The following is a 21,678-nucleotide window of genomic DNA, read 5'->3' on the forward strand; positions in this document are numbered from 1 at the left end:
ATGCTTAAATGAGCATTTGTCATTATGAGCATGCACGTTATTGAATTTATCTGCTATTAAATAACTCTTCACATTATATATAGTACTGCCTATAGTAAATTTATTCCTTCAAATCTATATTTATACATAAAAAAAGAAGCCAAAATAAATTAGCCTCCTTTTATAAATCTTAATACAATAATTGTTCTGGATTTACCTCAATCGAATCATATCCAACAAGCTGATTAAAGAAATTCATATTAACAGTATTAATATATGGGAATAGCCACAAATACCCTATTCCTAAAGTTAAAATTCCCGCTAATATCCATCCTATATAGCTAAGTTGTAACACAATATACTTCCATAGATTACCATGCATTAATCTAAAACTAGTTCCAATACATTCTCCAACGCCTCTTGTATCATCTTCACATATTAAAATTAGTGAAGGATACAAGTAAAATCCTAAAATCATTATTGGTATAGATATTATAAGTACTATAAGTAAAATAACAAGGAAAAACTTGAAGAAGTAAGCGGAGTTAACTGATGATACAAAGCTTTCGACATTGCTTGGAATTATGAAATTTTCTGTTATTCCAATACCTGCTGCTCCAGCAATAAACACAAAGCTTCCGATAATAATTGAAATTATCACAGCAGGAATCATTATTAATGCCTGAAGTAAAGTAATTCCAATGGCCTTAAGAAAAGTAGAACCACTTACAAACATATCCGTAAATTTTACTTTAACCCCTCTAGTAAGCTTTAAATATAGACTGTTACTAAAAATCCCCATTACAACTGCTAAAAGATACGAGAAAATAGAAATCAAAAATGAAGATTCAAATGATGCTGTAAGTTTATAATCAATAAAATTAATAACTCCAAAAATAAGAGTAATTAAAACTACAGTAGTCCATTGCCCTCTTAATTGTTCCTTTGATAGTGATTTTAACTCTTTTCTACTAATCATAACCTTCCTCCTAATCATATATTATTTTCCAAATGGACATATTGGATAATTACAAGTTTCACAACGCAGGCACAATCCACCATGAGATAATTCATTAATATCTCTTTTTGTAATTTTATCATTAGCAATTATTCTTGGTAATAAAATATCAAATACAGTTACCCTAACAAACATTCCACAAGCAGGCAGTCCTATTAAAGTTGCTTCATCATCATAAGCCAACATAAACATTGCTCCTGGAATTACTGGGGAACCATAAGTTATAATCTCCTTTGCTGCTTTTTCAATCGCAATAGGTGTTATATCATCAGCATCTACAGACATTCCACCGCTACAGATTATTAAATTACAGCCACTTTCTTTACAGGTATTGATTGCTTTTGAAATTAACTCTAAATCATCTGGAGCAAATAATACTTCCTTTACACAAGCACCAAAACCTTCTACCTTTTCTTTTATTACTGGTGCAAATTTATCCTTTATTGTTCCATTAAAAACTTCAGTACCTGTTATAACAATTCCTACTTTTTTCACTGTAAAAGGTTTGACGTCAATAATCCCATTTTTAGCCTCTAAAACTTTTTTTAATTCATCTATATACTTTTTTTCAATGACTAAAGGAGTAACCTTACCAGCGGCTATTATTGTATCCTTTTTAACCACTGAATTGTTATGCAGAGTACTTACTACTACATCAGGTATTTCATTAATTTTATAAAGTAAATCTTTCTTAATCTTTAAAATTCCCTCTCTTGTGGCTGTAATATTAATCTTCCCTTCACTTGGTGGATTGAAATATGTATTTTCACCCTTAATAGCCTCACCAATTTCAACTGCAGCCTCATCTTCATGGAGTGTATCCTCTTTTAACTCCATTATATATACATGGTTTTTACCCATAGATTTTAATTCTTCAATATCCTTAACTTCAATTATATGTCCTTTTTTAAATCTAGCGCCTTTAAATTCCCCTGGCACAATTTTAGTTAGATCATGAGCAACCACCATACCTATAGCATCTTCAACTCTAACCTTTTTCATTATTACACCCCCATAGCAAATATATTCTATATTATACTATATGGTGTAAAAAAATACCACTAACATAAATATATGTTAGTGGTAACTTAAAAATTATTTATTTATTGTCTTTAAATTTAAAACTGCATTTAATATAACACCAGATAAAGCAGCTAAGCTTACACCCGTTATTGTTACTGTCTCCGTAACAGGAATACCTATTGTAATTCCTGTATAAGTAGCAAGATTAGTAGTTCCTAATCCTATTATAAGTATTACAGCCATAATTAAGACATTTTTCCAGTCATATTGTACCTTCTCATTTTTCAAAGTCTTAAATCCTACTAAAGCAATCATACCAAACAGCATAATGCTTATTCCACCCATTACTGATTGTGGTATTGAAAGAAGGACTCCTCCTATTTTGGCTACAAATCCTAAGATTATAGCTAGAACTGCTGTTATTCTTATTATTGAAGGATCATAGTTTTTAGTGATTGCTAGTACTCCTGTATTTTCACCGTAAGTTGTATTAGCTGGTCCACCTATGAATGAAGAAAACATTGTTGCAAGTCCATCTCCTAATAAAGTTCTGTTTAAACCCGGATCTTCAATGAAGTTTTTTCCAACAACCTGACTGTTTGTCATCACATCTCCTACATGTTCCATTAAAACTGCTAAAACTACTGGTGTAATAATAAGAATTGCTCCCATATCAAACTTTGGTAATGTGAAGTTTGGTATTGCAATAACTGCTGCATTACTAATTGATGCAGTATCTACCATTCCCATGGTTAAAGATATTAGATATCCTGAAGTAACTGCTATTAATATTCCTAATTGTTTTATAAACCCTTTTCCAAAGAAGTTAATTGAAAGAGCTATAGCTAATGTTATTCCTGCGATTACAAAATTTTCACTTGCCATGTTAAAAGCAGTTGGAACTAAGTTTAGTCCTATTACAATAATCATTGGTCCTACTACTTGTGCCGGTAAAAACTTTCTAATTCTAGAAACTCCTATTTTCTTAACACAGAATGAAAGAATTACATATATAAAACCCGCTACTAATAATCCCCCTTGAGCATAAGCTAAATCGCCACCGTGCATTTCAGCAGCTGTAATTATAACTGATATAAATGCGAAGGATGAACCAAGAAATACTGGAACCTTACCTTTTGTGCAAAGATGGAAAATTAATGTACCACCACCTGCAGCTATTAAAGCTACTGATGGATCTAATCCAGTTAATACTGGAACTAAAACTGTTGCTCCAAACATTGCAATTAGATGTTGAAAGGCTAAAACAATTCTTCTTGAATGTTCCTTTAAGGTTCTTTCCCCTTCAAATACTTTAGATTCATTTCTTAATGATACTTCTGACATATTATGCCTCCTTAATATTTCTTAATATTAGGAGAAATCACTTTCTCCCCTTTCAGTCTCTCAGTACTGATTAAAAGGTATAAAAAAAACTTCTTGCACAGCAAGAAGTGATATATCAATACACATTATGATTACATAACAAATAAATTAATAATACTTCTTGCCAGTCTCTCTGGACTGAATTAAAGAAATCTCTTTTTTATAAATTATACACTTTGTTCTTTAAAATTTCAAGACATTTTAACAATGAATTAAAAAATCATTTCTTGAAAAAATATGTAATTAATTTAAAATAAATGATATTATAATATTATAGACATTTTAACTATTATTTAAGGGGGTGTATGTATGAACATACGTTACGCAGAAAGAACTTCAAGTATTAAAGCTTCTGAAATCAGAGAGTTATTAAAACTTACTGAAAAACCTGAAATTATTTCCTTTGCTGGTGGTCTTCCAGCTCCTGAATTATTTCCTTTAAAGAAAATTAATGAAGTCATGTCTGAAGTTATTAATGAAAAAGGAAGTATTGCCCTACAATATGCATCAACTGATGGATATACTCCATTAAGAGAGATCATATTAAATCAACGTGTAAAACCTGCTGGAATTGACTGCGAAATTTCAAACATCATGCTTACAAATGGTTCACAACAAGGCTTAGAATTTTCTGCAAAGCTTTTCATAAACAAAGGTGATACCATTGTTTGCGAAAGTCCAAGCTATTTAGGTGCAATTAATGCCTTTGCTGCTTATCAACCAAAATTCATAGAAATCCCAATGGATGAACATGGAATGATTGTGGAAAAATTAGAAAACGTTTTAATAAATCACCATGAAGAAATTAAAATGATTTATACTATACCAGATTTCCAAAATCCAAGTGGAATAACTATGAGTATTGAGAGAAGAAAACGTATCGCAGAATTAGCTGCCAAGTATGAAATTATAGTAATTGAGGATAGCCCTTATGGTGAACTTAGATTCGAAGGCGAAAGCTTACCTCCAATTAAATCCTTTGATAAATTAGGATATGTTGTTAATCTGGGAACCTTTTCTAAGACCTTCTGTCCTGGCTTAAGATTAGGCTGGATAGTAGCTGAACAAGAAATAATACGAAAATATATTTTAATAAAACAAGGTGCTGACCTTCAATGTAATACTCTTGCTCAAGTGTTTACTGCAGAATACATGAAAAAATACAATCTAGATGAACACATTTCAGAAATTATATCTGTTTATAGAAGAAGAAGAGATTTAATGCTTAACTCCATTAAAGAATACTTCCCTAAGGATATTAAATATACATACCCTGTAGGAGGCTTATTTACTTGGTGTGAACTTCGAAGTGATTTAGATACTGCTGAAATTCTGCAAGAAGCATTAAAAGAAAATGTTGCTTTTGTACCTGGGTTATCTTTCTTCCCTAATGGTGGTAAAAAGAATTTCTTTAGATTAAATTACTCTAATATGGATGAAGAAAGAATAGTAGAAGGTATTAAACGCCTTGGAACTGTGCTAAGAAAGTATTATGAATAAAATAATATAAATCATCATATAAATTACTTTGAATAATCTAAGCTTTTAATTTTAGGAGGAAAAATAATGGAATTATCAAGGCGTATCTTGAATATGGGATTCTCACCTATACGAAAACTTGCACCTTATGGAGACGCAGCTAAGAATAAAGGAATTAAAGTTTATCATCTTAACATAGGACAACCTGATATTGAAACTCCGAAAGAATTTACCGATGGGCTGAATAATTATGATGACAAAGTACTTAAATATGCTCAATCTCAAGGAATACCAGACTTAATCAGAAGCTTTATAAGCTACTACAAGCAATGGAATATTGACTTTCAAGAAGACGAACTCCTTGTTACTAATGGAGGCTCTGAAGCTGTTTCCTTTGCTTTAACTGCAATATGTGATATAAACGATGAAATAATTGTTCCAGAACCTTTTTATACTAATTATGCTGGATTTGCTGAAGGTGTAGGCGTAAAAATAGTTCCATTTATAACAAAAGCTGAAGAAGGTTTTCATTTACCTTCCAGAGATATCATTGAAAGAAAAATTACAAATAAAACAAGAGCAATAATGTTATCAAATCCAGGTAATCCAACTGGCGTTATCTATACAAAAGCTGAAATTAGAATGATAGCAGATATCTGTAAATCTCATAACCTATTTCTAATTTCTGATGAAGTATATAGAGAGTTTGTGTATGATGGTTTAGAATATACTTCAGCTCTTTATATGGAAGATGTTAAAGATAATGTAGTACTAATTGATAGTATTTCTAAACGATACAGTGCCTGTGGTGCTAGGATTGGATTAATAGCCTCAAAGAATAAAGCTTTAATAAATCAAACCTTAAAATTATGTCAAGCTAGATTATGTGTTGCTACCATAGAACAATTAGGTGCAGCAAATTTAATAAATACTCCAAAGGAGTATTTTGATAAAGTAAAGAATGAATATGAGGAAAGAAGAAACTTAGTTTACAATAAACTGTCTAAAATAGACGGTGTTGTTTGTGAGAAGCCAAATGGAGCATTTTATATTATAGCTAAGCTTCCAATAAAAAGTAGTGACGATTTTGCTAAGTGGATGCTCACTGATTTTACTCATAACAACGCAACTGTAATGGTTGCTCCTGCTAGTGGTTTTTATGCTACTGATGGACTTGGTGAAGATGAAATTAGAATTTCATACTGTTTAAATACTGAAGATTTATCTAATGCAATGGATATTCTTAGCCTTGCTTTAAATAAATATTTAGAAAAAGAAATTTAACAAGTAAAAAGAAATTAAGCCAAGTGCTTAATTTCTTTTTATTTAAATTCATTTCTTTCATACTCGCAATAGGAGTCAATAATTTGAAATCCTTGAGAATTATATAACCTTAAGGCATCTGTATTATCTTTGTCACACCTTAAATATATGTTGGAAGAATTAAACTTTTCTGCAATCTTTAAAAGATGTGTCAACAGCTGTTTTCCATAGCCTGCTCCCCTATATGTCTGCAGTATTCCAAAATTAGCAATATAAATTCTAGAATCCTTTCTGATTATCTGGCCATATCCAATATCTCTATCACCCTTGCAAATAAAAATGCACCCTTCTGGAATGTAGTGTTTTTGATACTTCTCATACTGAATATCTTCTTCATCAATAGCTTGACGACTTAATGAATTAAATACTTTATTTTGTATCATACATCGTCTATACTCATCTTTACCATCAACAAATACTCTAAAAGAAATATCATCATCTGCAAAGTCTAAAACAGCTTCCTTATCTAAAGGCCTTTTCATCTCAACTATTGTCTTAACTATTTTAAACCCCCTATCCACAAGCAGCTCCTTCTTTAAATTATTATTATCTCCAATATAAATGGACGCATTATTATTAAATAACTTAAGGAGTTCCCCATAATAAATATCATTATTAAATTCAGGCATAATCTTTATGCAATGGATTTTATAATTTTGATGCTGCAGCTTACTAAACCACATAAATCCAATATATTCTTTATCAGCTTTAATAAACTTTACATTCTTACCAAGTAAAAGCTTTTTAAAGATATTCTTATTTGTACATATGTCTAACAGCTCTTCTTTGTATTCTGTAGTTATATTAAAGTGATCTATAAAATTAAAATTTGAATTATTTACAGTCTCTAATTTATACATATATCTCCATACCTCATAAATAGAATCTATATATATTATAATCCAATTTATTATATTATACCCTATATTTTGTAAATTTCTTTAAAACTTTTGATTTTTACTCAAATAAAGGAGCATAACCCTTTTAAATCCAAGGTTATGCTCCATATATTAACTATTCTGCATCAACGTCTTTAATGCTAAGACCAATTTTTTTATTTTCGCCATCAACTTGAGTAATAACAGCTTTAATAGTTTCACCTATTTTAAGTACGTTTTCAACTTTCTCAACTCTTTCTTTAGTGATTTGAGAAATATGAACTAATCCATCTACACCTTCTTCTAACTCAACGAAAGCTCCAAATGGTGCAAATCTAGCTACTTTACCAACCACAACATTTCCTACTGGGTATTTAGTTTCAATGTTGTTCCATGGGTTTTCATTTAATGATTTAACACTTAATGCTAATTTGTTGTTTTCTTTATCAGCTTCAAGAACTACAACTTTAATAACATCTCCTACTTTGTATAATTTAGAAGGGTTATTAATTTTGTTCCAAGACATTTCAGAACTGTGAAGTAATCCATCAATACCACCAACTTCAACAAATGCTCCGAAAGCAGCTAATCTCTTAACTGTTCCTTCCATAACAGCACCTTGTGTTAAAGATGCCCAAGTTGCTTCTTTTTTAGCTTCATTATCTTTTTCTAAAAGCTCTCTTCTAGAACCAACTATTTTTACTCTGTTTCTATCTCTAGAGAATTCTATTACTTTAACATCCATAGTTTCTCCGACATATTTAGAAAGGTCAGCAACTCTGCTTAATTCAACGTGAGAAGCTGGTATAAATATTCTCTCACCTTTAAATAAAGCTACAAGTCCACCTTTTACTACTTCTTTAACTTGAACATTTAAAACTGTTCCATTTTCAAAAGCAGCTTTTAATTCTTGCTGTTGAGCAGCTTTTAAAACTTCAACTCTTGATAATACTACTAAACCATCAGTATTTTTTCTGTTTATAACCTTTGCTTTTATAACATCACCAACTTTAACTTGTTCAGTTAATGGTGTATCCTCTCTTGAAAACTCTTCAGCTGGTATTATAGCTTCTGATTTAGCTCCTATTGTAAGGTATGCTTCCTTTTCATTTACTTTAAATACTTCACCTTCAAGTATTCCACCAACTGAAATATTTGTAGTGTCGTTAGAGTATTGTGCGTATAAATCCATATCCTCTTGGCTTATATTATTTTGTTTTTTCATCTTATTAATAGCCTCCTCAATAACATACTCTGGAGTCGATGCCCCAGCAGTAATTCCTATTTTATTTATTTTATCATTCCTTATCATATTTAAAAGCAAAGAATCCAACTTTTCCGCATGATAAGTATTTTCACAATTTTTTTTGCAAATTTCATATAACTTAGTAGTATTAGAACTATTAAATCCACCCAATACTATCATCATATCTACCTCTTTAGAAAGTTCATCAGCTGATCCTTGTCTTTCTTCTGTGGCATTACAAATAGTATTAAAAGCTACTACTTCCTTTGATAAGGATATGACTTTGCCTAAGACCTTTTCCCAATTTGACTGTTTCTCAGTAGTTTGAGAAACTACACAAACCTTTCTAGAGATTTCGTCAATATTACTTCCATCCTTAGAAATAATTGCAGAGTCATTACACCATCCGTTAATTCCAATAACTTCTGGATGGCTTTCATCACCCACAATAATTATATTATAGCCTTTATTATAATACTCCTCAACCTTTTGTTGTATATTTTTAACATAAGGACAAGTTCCATTTTCTATAATTACTCCAATAGAGTTTAAGTCTTCAATAACTTTTTTACCAACACCATGAGACCTTATAACTACAACATCATTTTCTTTAAGCTTTAAGGCCTCTTCTAAAGTAATTGGAAATATTCCTTTTTCCTCTAAACTTTTAACAACATCATTATTATGTATTAAAGGACCTAATGTATGGATAGGTTTATCATATTTTTCTCTTAATCTAACTGCTTCATCAACAGCTCTTTTTACTCCAAAGCAGAATCCTGCCTTTTCAGCAAGTAAAACTTCCATTATGCTCACCTCTATCCACTAAGCTCGATTTTTATATTCTTCAATATACTTTGAAATTGCCTCAACAACTTCATGGATATTCATTAAAGAAGAGTCAACTTCAACAGCATCTTCAGCCTTTTGAAGAGGGTCTACCTCTCTGTGTGAATCGATGTAATCTCTTTTTTTAATATCCTCTAGAATACTATTATAATCTACTTTTACATTTTTGGCTATAAGTTCCTCGTATCTTCTAGTAGCTCTTTCTTCAGGTCTTGCAGTTAAAAATATTTTAACACTAGCATCTTTTAAAACTACTGTTCCTATATCTCTACCATCCATTATAACATCATAATTTTTAGAAATACCTCTTTGAAGTTGGACTAATTTTTGTCTCACCTCTGGAACTGCCGCATATCTTGAAACATTATTTGTAACTTCAATGTTTGTTAATTCCTTGGAAACGTCAACACCGTTTACAATCAAATCATCATTTTCAAAATGCATTTCTAATTCATCTATTAAGCTGCATAGCTTTTCAATTTCATTAGGTTCAATTCCATTTTTCATTGCAAATAAAGTTACTGCTCTATACATTGAACCTGTGTTTATATACATTAGGTCATATTTTTTTCCTAATAGTTTTGCAATAGTGCTCTTCCCAGCCCCTGCTGGACCATCAATGGCTATTGATGTTCGCATTATATCACCCCTTGTTATGTTAAAATCTAGAAATTATCTCTAGTAAAATATATATTAACTCTAAGTAAATGACTTAGAATAATAATCTGTTTAAATCTTAGTACCTGCAACATATCCAGTTGATAATGCAATTTGCACATTATATCCACCTGTAAATGCATCCACATCTATGACCTCACCAGCAAAGCTTAAATTATCAACTAATTTTGATTTCATAGTTGACGCATCAATTTCTTTAGTGTCAATACCACCAGAAGTTACTATTGCTTCGTCAACACTTCTAAAGCCCTTAAACCTCATAGGTAAGGCTGAAATCAAGTTAACAAAAGCTCTTCTTTGCTCTTTAGTAATTGTATTTACCTTTTGATCTTCTGAAATAGTGCTTAATTTAATCATTACAGGTATAAGTTTTTTAGGAAATAAGTCATTTAATGCATTTTTAAAATCCTTATTATTATACAGTAAAAAGTCTTTTTGTATTCTCAAATCCAGCTCTTTCTCACTTAAAGCCGGCTTCAAGTTTATAAATAACTCATATTTTTCATTTGGTTTTATGATACTGCTAGCCTTAAGAACTAATGGACCTGAAACTCCAAAGTGTGTAAAAAGCATCTCACCTTGTTCTTTAAATACTATCTTTTTACTGCTGTTTCTTAATGTAAGCTGTATATTTCTTAAAGATAAACCTTGAACTTCTTGCAGCCAATCTTCATTTATTTCTAATGGAACTAAAGAAGGTTTAATATCTACTATATTATGCCCCAATTCTTTGCAAAATCTATACCCGTCTCCATTAGATCCAGTTTTAGGATAAGATGCACCACCTGTAGCCATAACTACATGGTCACATTCAAGTTTTCTACTACTTTCTAAAATAATAGATTTTATTACACTTCCATGGCTTTCAATTTTCTTAACACCATCACCAATGATCACATTGACACCTTTTTCTCTAAGAGCTTCTTCTAAGCCCTTAATTATATCTGAAGATTTATCTGATGCAGGAAATACTCTTCCTCCACGTTCCTCTTTAAGCTTAATGCCTCTGTCCTCAAAAAACTTTATTACATCTTCATTTGTAAAGGTATATAGCGAACTATATAAAAAATAAGGATTTGTTATAATATATTCGAAAAACTCGCTAATATCCTTACCATTAGTAACATTACATCTACCTTTTCCAGTGATGAATAATTTTTTGCCAAGCTTATTATTTTTCTCTACTAAGAAAACCTGATTATTTTCACTAGCAGCTATTGCTGCCATCATACCAGCAGGTCCTCCACCGATGACTACTACTTTCGCCAAAAAAACACCACCTTAAATAAGACTCCAAATCTTCGATTTGGTTAAGTCGCATTTACTCCTTCGACTGTTTTTGAGAAGGAGTTTCCGTAATTGACTCCAAATCTTCGATTTAGCAAGTCACTTTTACTTCTCTGCCTTCATTTGAGAAGGAGTTTCTATTAATAAAAAATACTCTCTACTATAATTTAATATAAATCCCTTCATTATTCAATGAAATTATTTATTAAAATAATAATTTATTTACATACAAACGGAGAGAATTGATAATAATTCTCTCCGCATAAAACAATTTTATATAAAATTATTGATTAAAATTCTCCTTGAGCATACATAGCTTCTGCAACTTTCATGAATCCAGCGATATTTGCTCCAGCAACTAAATTATAACCATGTCCACATTGTTCAGCAGCTTCCATTGCATTTTTATGAATGTTAATCATGATTCTGTGAAGTTTTTCATCAACTTCTTCTTCTGTCCAAGCCATTCTCATGCTATTTTGAGACATTTCAAGAGCTGAAGTTGCAACTCCACCTGCATTTGCAGCCTTAGATGGTCCAACAATAACACCTTTTTCTTGCAAGTATGCAACTGCATCATTTGTACAAGGCATGTTAGCACCCTCACATACATATTTTATACCATTTTCAACGATTTGTTTTGCATGTTCTAAGTGTATATCATTTTGAGTAGCGCATGGCATTATGATATCAACCTTAACCCCCCATGGTTTTTGTCCAGGGAAGAATTCGCAACCAAACTTATCAGCATAATCTTGCACCTTATCTCTTCCTGAATTTCTCATTGTCACTAAGTAATTTATTTTCTCTGGAGTATTTACTCCTTCTGGATCATAGATATATCCATCTGGTCCTGAAAGTGTAACAACTTTACCACCAAGCTCAGTTATCTTCTGACATACACCCCATGATACATTACCGAATCCAGAAACTGCAACAGTTTTTCCATTGAAATCAGTTCCTTCATGTTTTAAGATTTCTTCACAGAAGTAAGCAATACCAAAACCAGTAGCTTCTGGTCTTATTAAACTTCCACCATAAGATAATCCTTTTCCAGTTAAAACTCCATTTTGGAATGCTCCACGGATTCTTCTATACTGTCCATAAAGATATCCTATTTCTCTTCCACCTACACCGATATCTCCAGCAGGCACGTCCACATCTGGTCCGATATGTCTTTGAAATTCAGTCATAAATGCTTGACAGAATCTCATGATTTCAGCATCTGATTTTCCTCTTGGGTCGAAATCAGATCCACCTTTACCTCCTCCAATTGGAAGTCCAGTTAAAGCATTTTTAAGTATTTGTTCAAAGCCTAAGAATTTAACAATTCCAAGATAAACTGATGGGTGGAATCTTAAACCGCCCTTATAAGGTCCTATAGCACCGTTAAATTGAACTCTGAACCCTCTATTTACTTGAGTGTTTCCATTGTCATCTTTCCAAGCAACTCTAAACATTATTTGTCTTTCAGGTTCGCAAAATCTTTCTAGCAAATTAGATTCTATATACTCAGGATGATTTTCTAGTACAGGTCCTATGCTGTATAAAACTTCCTCAACAGCTTGTATAAATTCTGGTTCTGCACTGTTTCTTTTTTTTACATTTTCTAATACTTGTTCAATATAAGTTTTAGTATCCATAGTAATAATCCCTCCTAAATTTAAACAATATATGTAATTTGCTTGGTAAATTTGAAAAATACCCAAGTAAATCCTTACAATATGTATATTCTACACGAATGAAATTTATCCTTCTTTTCTGAAAATTTTCGAAAGTTTTATTTCACTCAATATAAACGATTACATTTCTATTTCATCTTAACCTTGAAATACAAATATTTCAAGGTTAAATTTGATAATTTAGAATTTATTAACATCTGTTCCTTTTTTGTAGGAATAGATTTGATAATCTTCCCAAATATGTTCCAACTCATTAAAAGTTTTAGATATTTTCTCTTTTTCTTTTAAACCAACAGCTACAATTAAGGCATTTATTACACTTAATGGTGCCACAAGAGAATCAACGAAAGAAGCCATATTACTTTCTGCTATTAATGCATAATCAGCTTTTGCAGCTAATGGTGAAAGTAAACTATCCGTAATTGCGATAACATCAGCTCCACGAGACTTTGCAAAATTCAAAGTTTCAACAGTTCTTACTGCATATCTAGGGAAACCTATTCCAATAACACAATCCCCTTCACTGATATTTAGTACCTGTTCAAATATATCACTTATGCCGTATGAGACAACCTTTACATTATCTAAAATTAAATTTAAATAAAACCCTAAAAAATCTGCTAAGGCTGCTGAGCTTCTAAGTCCAACTATGTATATTTTTTTAGCTTTTAATATACTGTTTACCGTACCTTCAAAATCAGAATAACTGATTTTTTCCATTGTAGCTCTGATATTTTCAATATCAGACTTTAAAACTCCTCTTAAGGCATTGTTAGGCTCAACATAATCACTCGCCAACTCTATCCTTTGTGCCGTAGTAAGTTTATTTTTAATAAGTTCCTGAAGAGCCTTTTGAAGCTCAGGATATCCTTCATATCCTAACTGATTTGCAAATCTAACAACAGTAGATTCACTAACACCTACACTAATACCAAGTTTAGCTGCAGTCATAAATGCCGCTTTATCATAGTGCTTTAGTATATATTCAGCAATAAGCTTTTGACCTTTGCTTAACCTAGCAAATTTACCTTGAATAATTCTCATTAAATCCATATTAGTTTCCATCAAAATGACTCCTTTTTAATTGCAAATGAAATACATAATTCATTTTACAGAAAACTGAATTATATGTTTCATATTATCACAGTATAAAACAACCTTCAACCCATAAATTTTCAAAATAATCAAAATTTCTTTCCACGTCTACTTTTATTTTATGAAACATTTTAAATAAAATACTTCATAATTAGAAAGAATTGTAGTGTTGTAAAGTTATTTCTTTTCAATTACAAGCATATAGGGTGATAATTCACTTCTATTTATTACTTTATGAAGCATAACCCCATATTTATTTTTAGGAAGTTCCTTTGTATATTTCAAAAGTGCTTCCCCCTCTTTTGCCCCTTCTTCATGCCCAACATAAACAGCTATTATCAAGATTCCTCCGCTATTTAAAAGGTTTAATACTGACTCTACGCTTTTCAATGTTGAGTTTGTCATTGTCGTTATACCTTTATCTCCTCCCGGTAAAAAGCCAAGATTATATATGGCAGCATCAATCCCTTCTTTAACATATTTATCAATATGTTCATGGGAATCTAGTATTAAAGAAACATTAGATTTTTCCTTCTTTTTATATTCTTCTATTGCAGATTTTTGTATGTCAAAAGCATATACTTTCTCAAAGTGATTACTTAAAAAATCGCAGTCTCCACCATTTCCAAGGGTTCCATCTAATGCAACTCCTTTACTTTCCACATAATTCTCAATTATATGATGAGATAAATCTGTAATGTTCCCCAGATACTTAAACATTTCCAATTCCCCCGTTCTTTAAATACTCAATTTCTTTAGAAGTTAAATGTCTCCAGGATCCTTCTTTTAAGTTTTTATCTAAATAAATCTTTCCTATGGAAACTCTTTTTAATTTAACTACTGGATGACCAACAGCATCACACATTCTTCTTACCTGTCTGTTTTTGCCTTCATGTATTTTAATTTTAAGGGTGCATTTATTGTTTCCCTTAGAAATAACTTCGCAGGTTCCTGGTGCTGTAATGTAATCTCCGATATCAATTCCATCTTTAAATTTCTTTATTCCATCTGCTGAAATTATCCCTTTTACTTCCGCAATATATGTTTTATCTATAGAAACCCTTGGATGAATAACGTTATTATATACTTCTCCATCATTAGTTAAAAAAATCAATCCAGAAGTATCATAATCTAATCTTCCAATGGGATATATACGTTCTTCTACCTTCACAAGATCTAACAGGGTTTTTCTTCCTCTATCATCCTTAACCGTTGATAAATATCCTGTTGGTTTATTTAAGGCTATGTACAGCTTCATTTCCTCTGGTGCAATTATTTTTCCATCAACCTTCACTTGATTTTTATCAGGATCAACCTTAGCTCCTAACTCATTTACAATAATATTATCTATTTCTACTCTATTAGCTAAAATAATTTCTTCACACTTTCTTCGTGAAGCAACGCCACATCTAGCCATATATTTTTGTAATCTTTCTTCCATAATACAAAACATCCTTCCTTTACCTCTATGAATTATAATTATTATTTGTAAAAAAATCAATGTGAAGCCCTCAATATTCGAAAAATAATATAGGCCTTACATTAAAGTAAGGCCATGCTAAGTGTTGTAAGTCAATTTTAATTATCTTAATTGATTTTCTTTACGATTGCCACCCGATTCCATGAAACCATTTTTTGATTTTCTGCTATCATTAGAATTATCTGCCATAGAAGTAAGTTCGCTATTGATTTTATTTGAAACTTTCTTTGGTTTATTTTGCTTATTCTTAGCCATATCGCTCACCTCCCATTAACTATTATGGTCGAAACAGGATTTTATATTCAACTTTTAATAAAACCTTCCTGCACTAATTATTAATGATGTATTCACCATCTTATAAATTGTTAAATTAAATAAATAATGTTATATTCAATATATAATTTATAATTTTTTCACGTAAATATATTAATTAAAAATATTTTGGGGAGGTACTATAATATGAATCCTATATTTTTTATGCCAACTAAAGTAATTTGCGAAAAAGACGCAATTAAAACTCAAGGTCATTTGATTAAAAACCTTGGTGATACAGCACTTATAGTTACAGGACGCCATTCTTCCAGAGCAAATGGTTCTTTAGAAAACTTAACTACAGTTCTTAAAACTAACAATATAAAATATTTTATTTTTGATGAAGTAGAGGAAAACCCATCCACTGAAACAATAAACAAAATAAAAAAATTACATATAGACAATGGAATTAACGTCGTTATCGGAGTCGGCGGAGGTTCCCCAATGGATGCATCAAAAGCAGCAAGTGTACTTCTTGCAAATACTGGTATGGATGCCAAAGACCTTTTCACTACAGATGAATTTAAATCCCTGCCTGTAGTTGCTATCCCAACTACAGCTGGAACAGGAAGTGAAACAACACAATATTCAATACTTACAGACCATGAAATAGAAAATAAGCTGGCAATAAAAACAAAGCTATTCCCAACCCTTGCTTATCTTGATGCGTCATTTTTAATGAATACACCTAAGGAAATTACAATCAATACGGCCATTGATGCGTTATCTCACTTAATTGAAGGATATTTATCAACTCAAGGTAATATTTTCAGCAACGCTTTGGCAGAAAGCGGATTAAAATTATTTAAAGAATGTATTCCCTTCTTAGAAGATGAAACAATAATCTTTGAAGTACGAGAAAAACTTCTTGCTGCTTCCTCCATTGCTGGTATGGTAATTGCTCAAAGCGGAACTTCTCTGCCTCACGGTATGGGCTATCCATTAACTTATCATCATAATGCACCTCATGGCATGGCTAATGGACTTCTATTAAAGGAATATCTAAAAAGCTATGCAAATCATGAAAGTGAAAGAATAGAGAACATCTTAAAACTTCTTGAATTTAGCAATATTGATGAATTGGGAACCTTTATAAAAAGATTGTCCACAATAACCTTAAATATATCTCAAAACGAACTTAAGGCTTATGCAGAATATATGATTTCCAATAAAGCTAAGCTTAAAAACCATCCTTTTAAAATAACTTTTGAAGAACTTTTGAGCATATATGAAAAAAGTTTAATCTAATATTATAATAGAAAGATAAAAACAGTTCTCTGCTTTTTAACCAGAGAACTGTTTTTATCTTTCCTTACTTTTCCTTATACTCTAGATTAAAATAATTAAGAATCCCCTTTGCAATAGCTGTTCCAAATTCCTGCTGTTTCTCAAGGTTATGGATGAAACTTCTATCAAATTCATTATCAAGATAAGCACATTTTATTATTATTGAATCCATATCTGCTTCTCTAATAACTGCATTGTAATCTTGTAAACCATATCCAATTTTATTGTATATCTTAATTGCAGGCTGACCGAGTTTTCTTATTTCGTCACCAATTGAAGAAGCCAAGCTCAAGCCTTTTTCTGAATGAATTGAATACACCAATTCACAAAGAGACCCCTCTCCAAAGTTGCAGTGTATAGAAACAAAAGCATCGGAGTGATTTTTATTAGCTATAAGGATTCTTTGAGAGTATCCTACATAAGTATCATCATCTCTTGTCATTACAACTTCTACACCATAGCGCATCAGTTCTTCTCTACATTCTAATGCAATGGTAAGATTGATTTCTTTCTCCACAAGATTATCAAAGGTAAACCCTGTTTTATTTCCACCCTTACCAGGATCAAGAGTCACACTTTTCATACTATCCCTCACTAATAATATTATAGTATATTCTATTCATTGAAGGATAAAATATGAAGTTAATATGCAGATTGATTATGAACTTTATTTACTTGGAATATATTTTGTTTATTACACTTTCATAAACAGATATATTATATTCAATTGCCCCTAAATAATCTGGCTTAATTCTCTTATAATGTTCGATACCTTCATCTGTAATTTTATATAACCTTTTATTCTTTCTATCAAAATCTTCCCATTTTCCAGTAAGATAAATATTCTCTTCTAAATCTCTAAGTAATGGATAAACTAATCCATTTGACACCTTTGTGAAGTTTTCATTAATATAATTTACTATTTCTAATCCATACTCTTCCTGTTTCTCGTATATAAGATAGTGAAGTATGTAAAGTTTAACCAATTTTGTTGTGTTTATTCTATTATCTAGGGTTGCAATTCTTTTTCTAGATTCACCTTTCATTTTTATACCTTCTTTCAAATTTAGTATTAATTATATTATAAATGCTTATTTCAATTATGACAATTATTTTTATGAAATAAAATATGATTTTATGTTTATTTAGTATATAATAGTGTTAAATAAATAAAGAATTATTAATAACAAGTGAGGTGCTTCATGAAAATTAAAGCAGAATTTCATTGTCACACTACAGCCTCAGATGGGAATCTATCTCCTACTGAAGTAGTTCAATTAGCAAAAACTAATGGAGTTGAGTACTTAGCAATAACAGACCACGATACCGTTGACGGCCTTCCTGAAGCAAAGGAAGCCTGTGATAAACTTAATATAAAATTTATACCTGGTATTGAGTTGAGTTGTAATCATAACAAGGAAAGTATTCATATCTTAGGGTTTTTCAAAGGTGATGGTTACAAATCCAAAGAGCTCATAGATTTTTTACACAATTTAAAACTAAACCGGATTTCAAGAGCAAAAGCTATAGTTGATAAATTAAAAGAACATTTTAATATCGAGTTAAACTATGAGGATGTAATCGCCTTAGGTGATGGTGTAATTGCCAGACCACATATAGCAAAGGCTATAATTAATGCTGGCTATGATTACTCTATAGATTATATCTTTGATAACTTTATTGGTAATGACAGCCCTGCCTATGTACCAAATAAACACATTTCTGTTCCAGATGGAATCAAACTATTAAAGAAGTATGGATGCATCGCTGTTCTCGCCCATCCAAAGCTTGTCAAGAAAACACCTGTAAAGACTTTACTTGAATTTGATTTTGATGGCATAGAGGCAATATATTTCCAAAACTATCAAAGTGAAACTGATGAGTTTACCTCTATGGCAAATTCAAAGGGTCTATTAATTACTTGTGGTTCAGATTTTCATGGAATTTCAAAAGATGATAAAAAACACGGCACCGTTGGAGCAATGGAAATTGATGAGTTCTTTTTCAATAAATTTATAAAAAGTTACTTAAATTAAAAATTTCCTCATAAACAATTGTTCTTATCTTATGTCAGCTTTTATTTAATCGAGGTTTACACATCTAAATATACATTGATTTTAAACGGCTTGAATAAGTTTCAAGCCGTTATTTATAAATATTTATACACACTTCTCTTGCCACTTAAATTAACAGAATATACTGTTCATCCAAACTTCAGCTATTTTCAGAATATTATTTCTTTATATTTATACAACATATATCCTAAAAACACCTTGCATTATATGCATATTATTCGTATAATTATTCATAGCTAAAGAATTCGGAAGGATGTGTAGAAAAATGGAGAACTCAACTTCAAAATCGACTCAAATATCAACAAATTATGCTGCCATATTAAAATTTGTTCTTCTATCTTCTCTTGGGGTATTCCTATTCATGGTTCCTTTAAGTAAAGATGGACAAGTTATTATTCCTGTGGCAACACTTTCAAATACATTAAGAGACAGTTTAGGTGCTTCTCTACAATATATCATTACAGCAATCATTGTTATCACTGCAGTAAGCACTATAATAACAAAGGCTTTTAAGCCAAAATTCATAATGGAAAACAAGTTTTTAAATTCTTTATTCAATGTGAGTACAATATGGTTTATTGTAAGAATAATGGGTGGAATCTTTATTATCTGTACTATGTTCCAAATAGGACCTGAAGCAATCTGGTCTGGAAACACTGGTGGTATGGTATTAAATGACCTGCTTCCAATATTATTTTCAGTATTCCTTTTCGCTGGTTTATTATTACCACTTCTATTAAGCTTTGGACTTTTAGAATTTGTTGGATCACTTTTAGTTAAAGTAATGAGACCAATATTTAACTTACCAGGCGCTTCAGCTATTGACTGTATAGCATCATGGCTTGGAGATGGAACTATAGGAGTTTTATTAACAAGTAAACAATATGAAGATGGATATTATACTGAAAGAGAAGCCTGCGTTATTGGAACTACTTTTTCATTAGTTTCTATAACTTTTAGTTTAGTAGTATGCGATACCGTTGGACTTGGACATATGTTCGTTCCTTTCTACCTTGTTGTAACAGCAGCTGGATTAATCGCAGCTGTGTTAATCCCTAAACTACCTCCTCTTTCAAAGAAAAGAGATGTATTTCATAATGGGATAGACAATACAACAAGCAGTGACCTTCCTGAAGGTTATACTCCATTTAAATATGGATTGAAAAACGCCTTAGAAAAAGCAAATGAATCAACAATAGTTAATGACGTTGTTGTTAAAGGAACATTAAATGTTATCGATATGTGGTTTGGTGTAATCCCTGTAGTTATGGCAGTTGGAACCTTTGCTTTAATTATTGCTGAATATACACCACTATTCCAAATCCTTGGAACACCATTTATTCCATTATTAAAAATTCTTCAAGTTCCTGAAGCTGCTGCAGCTTCAAGTACTTTAGTTGCAGGATTTGCTGACATGCTTCTTCCTTCAATAATGGCTGGGGGAATTCAAAGTGAAATGACAAGATTTATAATAGCTGCAACTTCAGTTACTCAATTAATTTATTTATCTGAAGTAGGTGCATTACTTCTTGGTTCAAAAATTCCAATAAACTTCAAAGAGTTATTTATAATCTTCTTAGAGAGAACCTTAATAACTCTACCAATAATAACATTAATAGCACATTTATTATTTTAAATCAAAAAACCTTAGGAAATTTTCCTAAGTTTTTTTTTACTAATTGTTTTCTTTTATATTAACTTAATATCATATATAATAAATATAGACTTATTTTTTATGAAATCTTCTTCTTATATTCATTTGAAGGAGTAAATTCATGAATACCAAATCATAGATTTGGACACTTACTTATCGGAGGTTTAACATGTGGATTGAAAACTTAATAAATATAGAAAACATTAAAATTAATAATATCCCTACCACAATCATATCACCAAAAAACTATAATACAAAAATGCCTGTTGTATTTTTTTATCATGGATGGAGCTCAAGCAGAGATAAACACTTTAACTTAGGAACTCTCCTTGGCTGTAATGGATATTTAGTTGTAATTCCTGATTCTATCAATCATGGTGAAAGAGGAATTATTGATTATAACGATATGCAGACAGGTTTAGCACAGTTCTGGCCAACTGTGGTGAACTCCCTAAAGGAATTTCCTGCCCTGTTAGAGTATATAAAAAACAATTATGATATAAATGAAAACAAAATCGGAGTTGCAGGACATTCAATGGGAGGTATGATTACCTCTGGAATCCTTGCTCATAACCCTATAGTATCTGCTGCAGTAATTTTAAATGGTTCTGGAGCTTGGGCTGATGCTACATTAGATTTGCTTGGTTCTCACTATGAAGAACAAAAAGAAGTTATAGACAAGGGCCTTACCGAATTACAACCTATTATTCCATTAAATAACATTGAGAAATTCATTGATACTCCTACCTTAATTCTTCACGGAGAAAATGATAAGATTGTCCCAATACACAGCAGCAAAATATTTTATGATGCTCTAAAAGAAAAATACAATGATAAGAATTTAGTTTCCATGGTTACATTTGATAGACTTAATCACTATATAACAGAAGCCATGATAACTGAAATGATAAATTGGTTTAACCATCACTTAAACAACTAAAAAACTTGAG

Annotated in this window: 20 protein-coding genes; 6 read left to right on the forward strand and 14 right to left on the reverse strand. The window is 31.1% G+C overall.

From position 1 onward, the window contains the following. Positions 1–169: 169 nt before the first annotated feature. From BN1075_RS20890 to BN1075_RS16740, 3 genes are all read right to left on the reverse strand, one after another. Positions 170–958 (reverse strand): DUF975 family protein, encoded by a 789-nt coding sequence (locus BN1075_RS20890; RefSeq protein WP_052406610.1) that lies wholly within the window; start codon positions 956–958, stop codon positions 170–172. Between the two features lie 21 nt (positions 959–979). Next, a complete protein-coding gene (locus tag BN1075_RS16735; protein WP_040194408.1) occupies positions 980–1,999 on the reverse strand; it encodes a molybdopterin-binding protein in 1,020 nt (339 codons plus the stop codon). 93 nt (positions 2,000–2,092) lie between these two features. After that, positions 2,093–3,364 carry a uracil-xanthine permease family protein gene (locus BN1075_RS16740; protein WP_040194410.1) on the reverse strand — a complete coding sequence of 424 codons (1,272 nt, stop codon included), beginning with the start codon at positions 3,362–3,364 and terminating at the stop codon, positions 2,093–2,095. Positions 3,365–3,712: 348 nt separating this feature from the next. On the opposite strand from BN1075_RS16740, the gene BN1075_RS16745 reads away from it, so the two are divergent. Further along, a complete protein-coding gene (locus BN1075_RS16745; protein ID WP_040194411.1) occupies positions 3,713–4,903 on the forward strand; it encodes an aminotransferase-like domain-containing protein in 1,191 nt (396 codons plus the stop codon). Positions 4,904–4,969: 66 nt separating this feature from the next. After that, the gene (locus BN1075_RS16750) at positions 4,970–6,166 is read left to right on the forward strand and encodes a pyridoxal phosphate-dependent aminotransferase (RefSeq protein WP_040194412.1); all 1,197 of its coding nucleotides are present in this window, start codon (positions 4,970–4,972) and stop codon (positions 6,164–6,166) included. A 38-nt stretch (positions 6,167–6,204) separates the two neighbouring features. On the opposite strand, the gene BN1075_RS20895 is transcribed toward BN1075_RS16750, so the two are convergent. The 9 genes from BN1075_RS20895 to BN1075_RS21720 all read right to left on the reverse strand — a co-directional run bounded on the left by BN1075_RS20895 (position 6,205) and on the right by BN1075_RS21720 (position 15,655). Beyond that, positions 6,205–7,065 carry a GNAT family N-acetyltransferase gene (locus BN1075_RS20895; RefSeq protein ID WP_052406611.1) on the reverse strand — a complete coding sequence of 287 codons (861 nt, stop codon included), beginning with the start codon at positions 7,063–7,065 and terminating at the stop codon, positions 6,205–6,207. Positions 7,066–7,219: 154 nt separating this feature from the next. Beyond that, positions 7,220–9,139 (reverse strand): bifunctional 4-hydroxy-3-methylbut-2-enyl diphosphate reductase/30S ribosomal protein S1, encoded by a 1,920-nt coding sequence (locus BN1075_RS16760; protein ID WP_197072364.1) that lies wholly within the window; start codon positions 9,137–9,139, stop codon positions 7,220–7,222. Positions 9,140–9,154: 15 nt separating this feature from the next. Beyond that, positions 9,155–9,817, reverse strand: coding sequence for a (d)CMP kinase (gene cmk, locus BN1075_RS16765; RefSeq protein ID WP_040194415.1), 663 nt, complete (start codon positions 9,815–9,817; stop codon positions 9,155–9,157). A gap of 90 nt (positions 9,818–9,907) precedes the next feature. Further along, positions 9,908–11,125, reverse strand: a complete 1,218-nt coding sequence (locus BN1075_RS16770; protein WP_040194416.1) for a BaiN/RdsA family NAD(P)/FAD-dependent oxidoreductase — start codon at positions 11,123–11,125, stop codon at positions 9,908–9,910. Positions 11,126–11,433: 308 nt separating this feature from the next. After that, positions 11,434–12,786 (reverse strand): NADP-specific glutamate dehydrogenase, encoded by a 1,353-nt coding sequence (gene gdhA, locus BN1075_RS16775; protein ID WP_040194417.1) that lies wholly within the window; start codon positions 12,784–12,786, stop codon positions 11,434–11,436. 219 nt (positions 12,787–13,005) lie between these two features. Continuing rightward, entirely contained in the window at positions 13,006–13,890 is an 885-nt protein-coding gene (locus tag BN1075_RS16780; RefSeq protein ID WP_040194418.1) for a MurR/RpiR family transcriptional regulator, read from the reverse strand. Positions 13,891–14,097: 207 nt separating this feature from the next. Next, entirely contained in the window at positions 14,098–14,640 is a 543-nt protein-coding gene (locus BN1075_RS16785) for a tRNA 5-(aminomethyl)-2-thiouridylate-methyltransferase MnmM (RefSeq protein WP_040194419.1), read from the reverse strand. Further along, positions 14,633–15,361, reverse strand: coding sequence for a pseudouridine synthase (locus BN1075_RS16790; protein ID WP_040194421.1), 729 nt, complete (start codon positions 15,359–15,361; stop codon positions 14,633–14,635). The genes BN1075_RS16785 and BN1075_RS16790 overlap by 8 nt, the downstream gene beginning before the upstream one ends. 141 nt (positions 15,362–15,502) lie before the next feature. Beyond that, positions 15,503–15,655 carry a hypothetical protein gene (locus BN1075_RS21720; protein ID WP_156132822.1) on the reverse strand — a complete coding sequence of 51 codons (153 nt, stop codon included), beginning with the start codon at positions 15,653–15,655 and terminating at the stop codon, positions 15,503–15,505. A 204-nt stretch (positions 15,656–15,859) separates the two neighbouring features. Between BN1075_RS21720 and BN1075_RS16795 the strand changes: the two genes are divergently transcribed. Next, positions 15,860–16,960 (forward strand): iron-containing alcohol dehydrogenase family protein, encoded by a 1,101-nt coding sequence (locus tag BN1075_RS16795; protein WP_040194423.1) that lies wholly within the window; start codon positions 15,860–15,862, stop codon positions 16,958–16,960. Between the two features lie 64 nt (positions 16,961–17,024). Here BN1075_RS16795 and BN1075_RS16800 read toward each other — a convergent pair whose 3' ends face one another. Together BN1075_RS16800 and BN1075_RS16805 are read right to left on the reverse strand one after the other, a co-directional pair. Beyond that, positions 17,025–17,582, reverse strand: a complete 558-nt coding sequence (locus tag BN1075_RS16800) for an N-acetylmuramoyl-L-alanine amidase family protein (protein WP_040194425.1) — start codon at positions 17,580–17,582, stop codon at positions 17,025–17,027. 88 nt (positions 17,583–17,670) lie between these two features. Then, the gene (locus BN1075_RS16805) at positions 17,671–18,045 is read right to left on the reverse strand and encodes a PadR family transcriptional regulator (protein WP_040194426.1); all 375 of its coding nucleotides are present in this window, start codon (positions 18,043–18,045) and stop codon (positions 17,671–17,673) included. 156 nt (positions 18,046–18,201) lie between these two features. On the opposite strand from BN1075_RS16805, the gene BN1075_RS16810 reads away from it, so the two are divergent. From BN1075_RS16810 to BN1075_RS16820, 3 genes are all read left to right on the forward strand, one after another. Next, positions 18,202–19,035, forward strand: a complete 834-nt coding sequence (locus BN1075_RS16810) for a PHP domain-containing protein (protein WP_040194427.1) — start codon at positions 18,202–18,204, stop codon at positions 19,033–19,035. 304 nt (positions 19,036–19,339) lie between these two features. Then, the gene (locus tag BN1075_RS16815) at positions 19,340–20,710 is read left to right on the forward strand and encodes a YjiH family protein (protein ID WP_042387407.1); all 1,371 of its coding nucleotides are present in this window, start codon (positions 19,340–19,342) and stop codon (positions 20,708–20,710) included. Positions 20,711–20,897: 187 nt separating this feature from the next. After that, positions 20,898–21,668 carry an alpha/beta fold hydrolase gene (locus tag BN1075_RS16820; protein WP_040194430.1) on the forward strand — a complete coding sequence of 257 codons (771 nt, stop codon included), beginning with the start codon at positions 20,898–20,900 and terminating at the stop codon, positions 21,666–21,668. Positions 21,669–21,678 lie beyond the last annotated feature (10 nt).

The organism is Clostridium culturomicium (genome assembly GCF_000821305.1).
Lineage (GTDB): Bacteria > Bacillota > Clostridia > Clostridiales > Clostridiaceae > Clostridium_J > Clostridium_J culturomicium.

Coding starts and splice junctions, on each gene's coding strand:
- BN1075_RS20890 (WP_052406610.1), bottom strand. CDS start 958: ATGATTAGTAGAAAAGAGTTAAAATCACTATCAAAGGAACAATTAAGA.
- BN1075_RS16735 (WP_040194408.1), bottom strand. CDS start 1,999: ATGAAAAAGGTTAGAGTTGAAGATGCTATAGGTATGGTGGTTGCTCAT.
- BN1075_RS16740 (WP_040194410.1), bottom strand. CDS start 3,364: ATGTCAGAAGTATCATTAAGAAATGAATCTAAAGTATTTGAAGGGGAA.
- BN1075_RS16745 (WP_040194411.1), top strand. CDS start 3,713: ATGAACATACGTTACGCAGAAAGAACTTCAAGTATTAAAGCTTCTGAA.
- BN1075_RS16750 (WP_040194412.1), top strand. CDS start 4,970: ATGGAATTATCAAGGCGTATCTTGAATATGGGATTCTCACCTATACGA.
- BN1075_RS20895 (WP_052406611.1), bottom strand. CDS start 7,065: ATGTATAAATTAGAGACTGTAAATAATTCAAATTTTAATTTTATAGAT.
- cmk (WP_040194415.1), bottom strand. CDS start 9,817: ATGCGAACATCAATAGCCATTGATGGTCCAGCAGGGGCTGGGAAGAGC.
- gdhA (WP_040194417.1), bottom strand. CDS start 12,786: ATGGATACTAAAACTTATATTGAACAAGTATTAGAAAATGTAAAAAAA.
- BN1075_RS16780 (WP_040194418.1), bottom strand. CDS start 13,890: ATGGAAACTAATATGGATTTAATGAGAATTATTCAAGGTAAATTTGCT.
- BN1075_RS16785 (WP_040194419.1), bottom strand. CDS start 14,640: ATGTTTAAGTATCTGGGGAACATTACAGATTTATCTCATCATATAATT.
- BN1075_RS16790 (WP_040194421.1), bottom strand. CDS start 15,361: ATGGAAGAAAGATTACAAAAATATATGGCTAGATGTGGCGTTGCTTCA.
- BN1075_RS21720 (WP_156132822.1), bottom strand. CDS start 15,655: ATGGCTAAGAATAAGCAAAATAAACCAAAGAAAGTTTCAAATAAAATC.
- BN1075_RS16795 (WP_040194423.1), top strand. CDS start 15,860: ATGAATCCTATATTTTTTATGCCAACTAAAGTAATTTGCGAAAAAGAC.
- BN1075_RS16800 (WP_040194425.1), bottom strand. CDS start 17,582: ATGAAAAGTGTGACTCTTGATCCTGGTAAGGGTGGAAATAAAACAGGG.
- BN1075_RS16805 (WP_040194426.1), bottom strand. CDS start 18,045: ATGAAAGGTGAATCTAGAAAAAGAATTGCAACCCTAGATAATAGAATA.
- BN1075_RS16810 (WP_040194427.1), top strand. CDS start 18,202: ATGAAAATTAAAGCAGAATTTCATTGTCACACTACAGCCTCAGATGGG.
- BN1075_RS16815 (WP_042387407.1), top strand. CDS start 19,340: ATGGAGAACTCAACTTCAAAATCGACTCAAATATCAACAAATTATGCT.
- BN1075_RS16820 (WP_040194430.1), top strand. CDS start 20,898: ATGTGGATTGAAAACTTAATAAATATAGAAAACATTAAAATTAATAAT.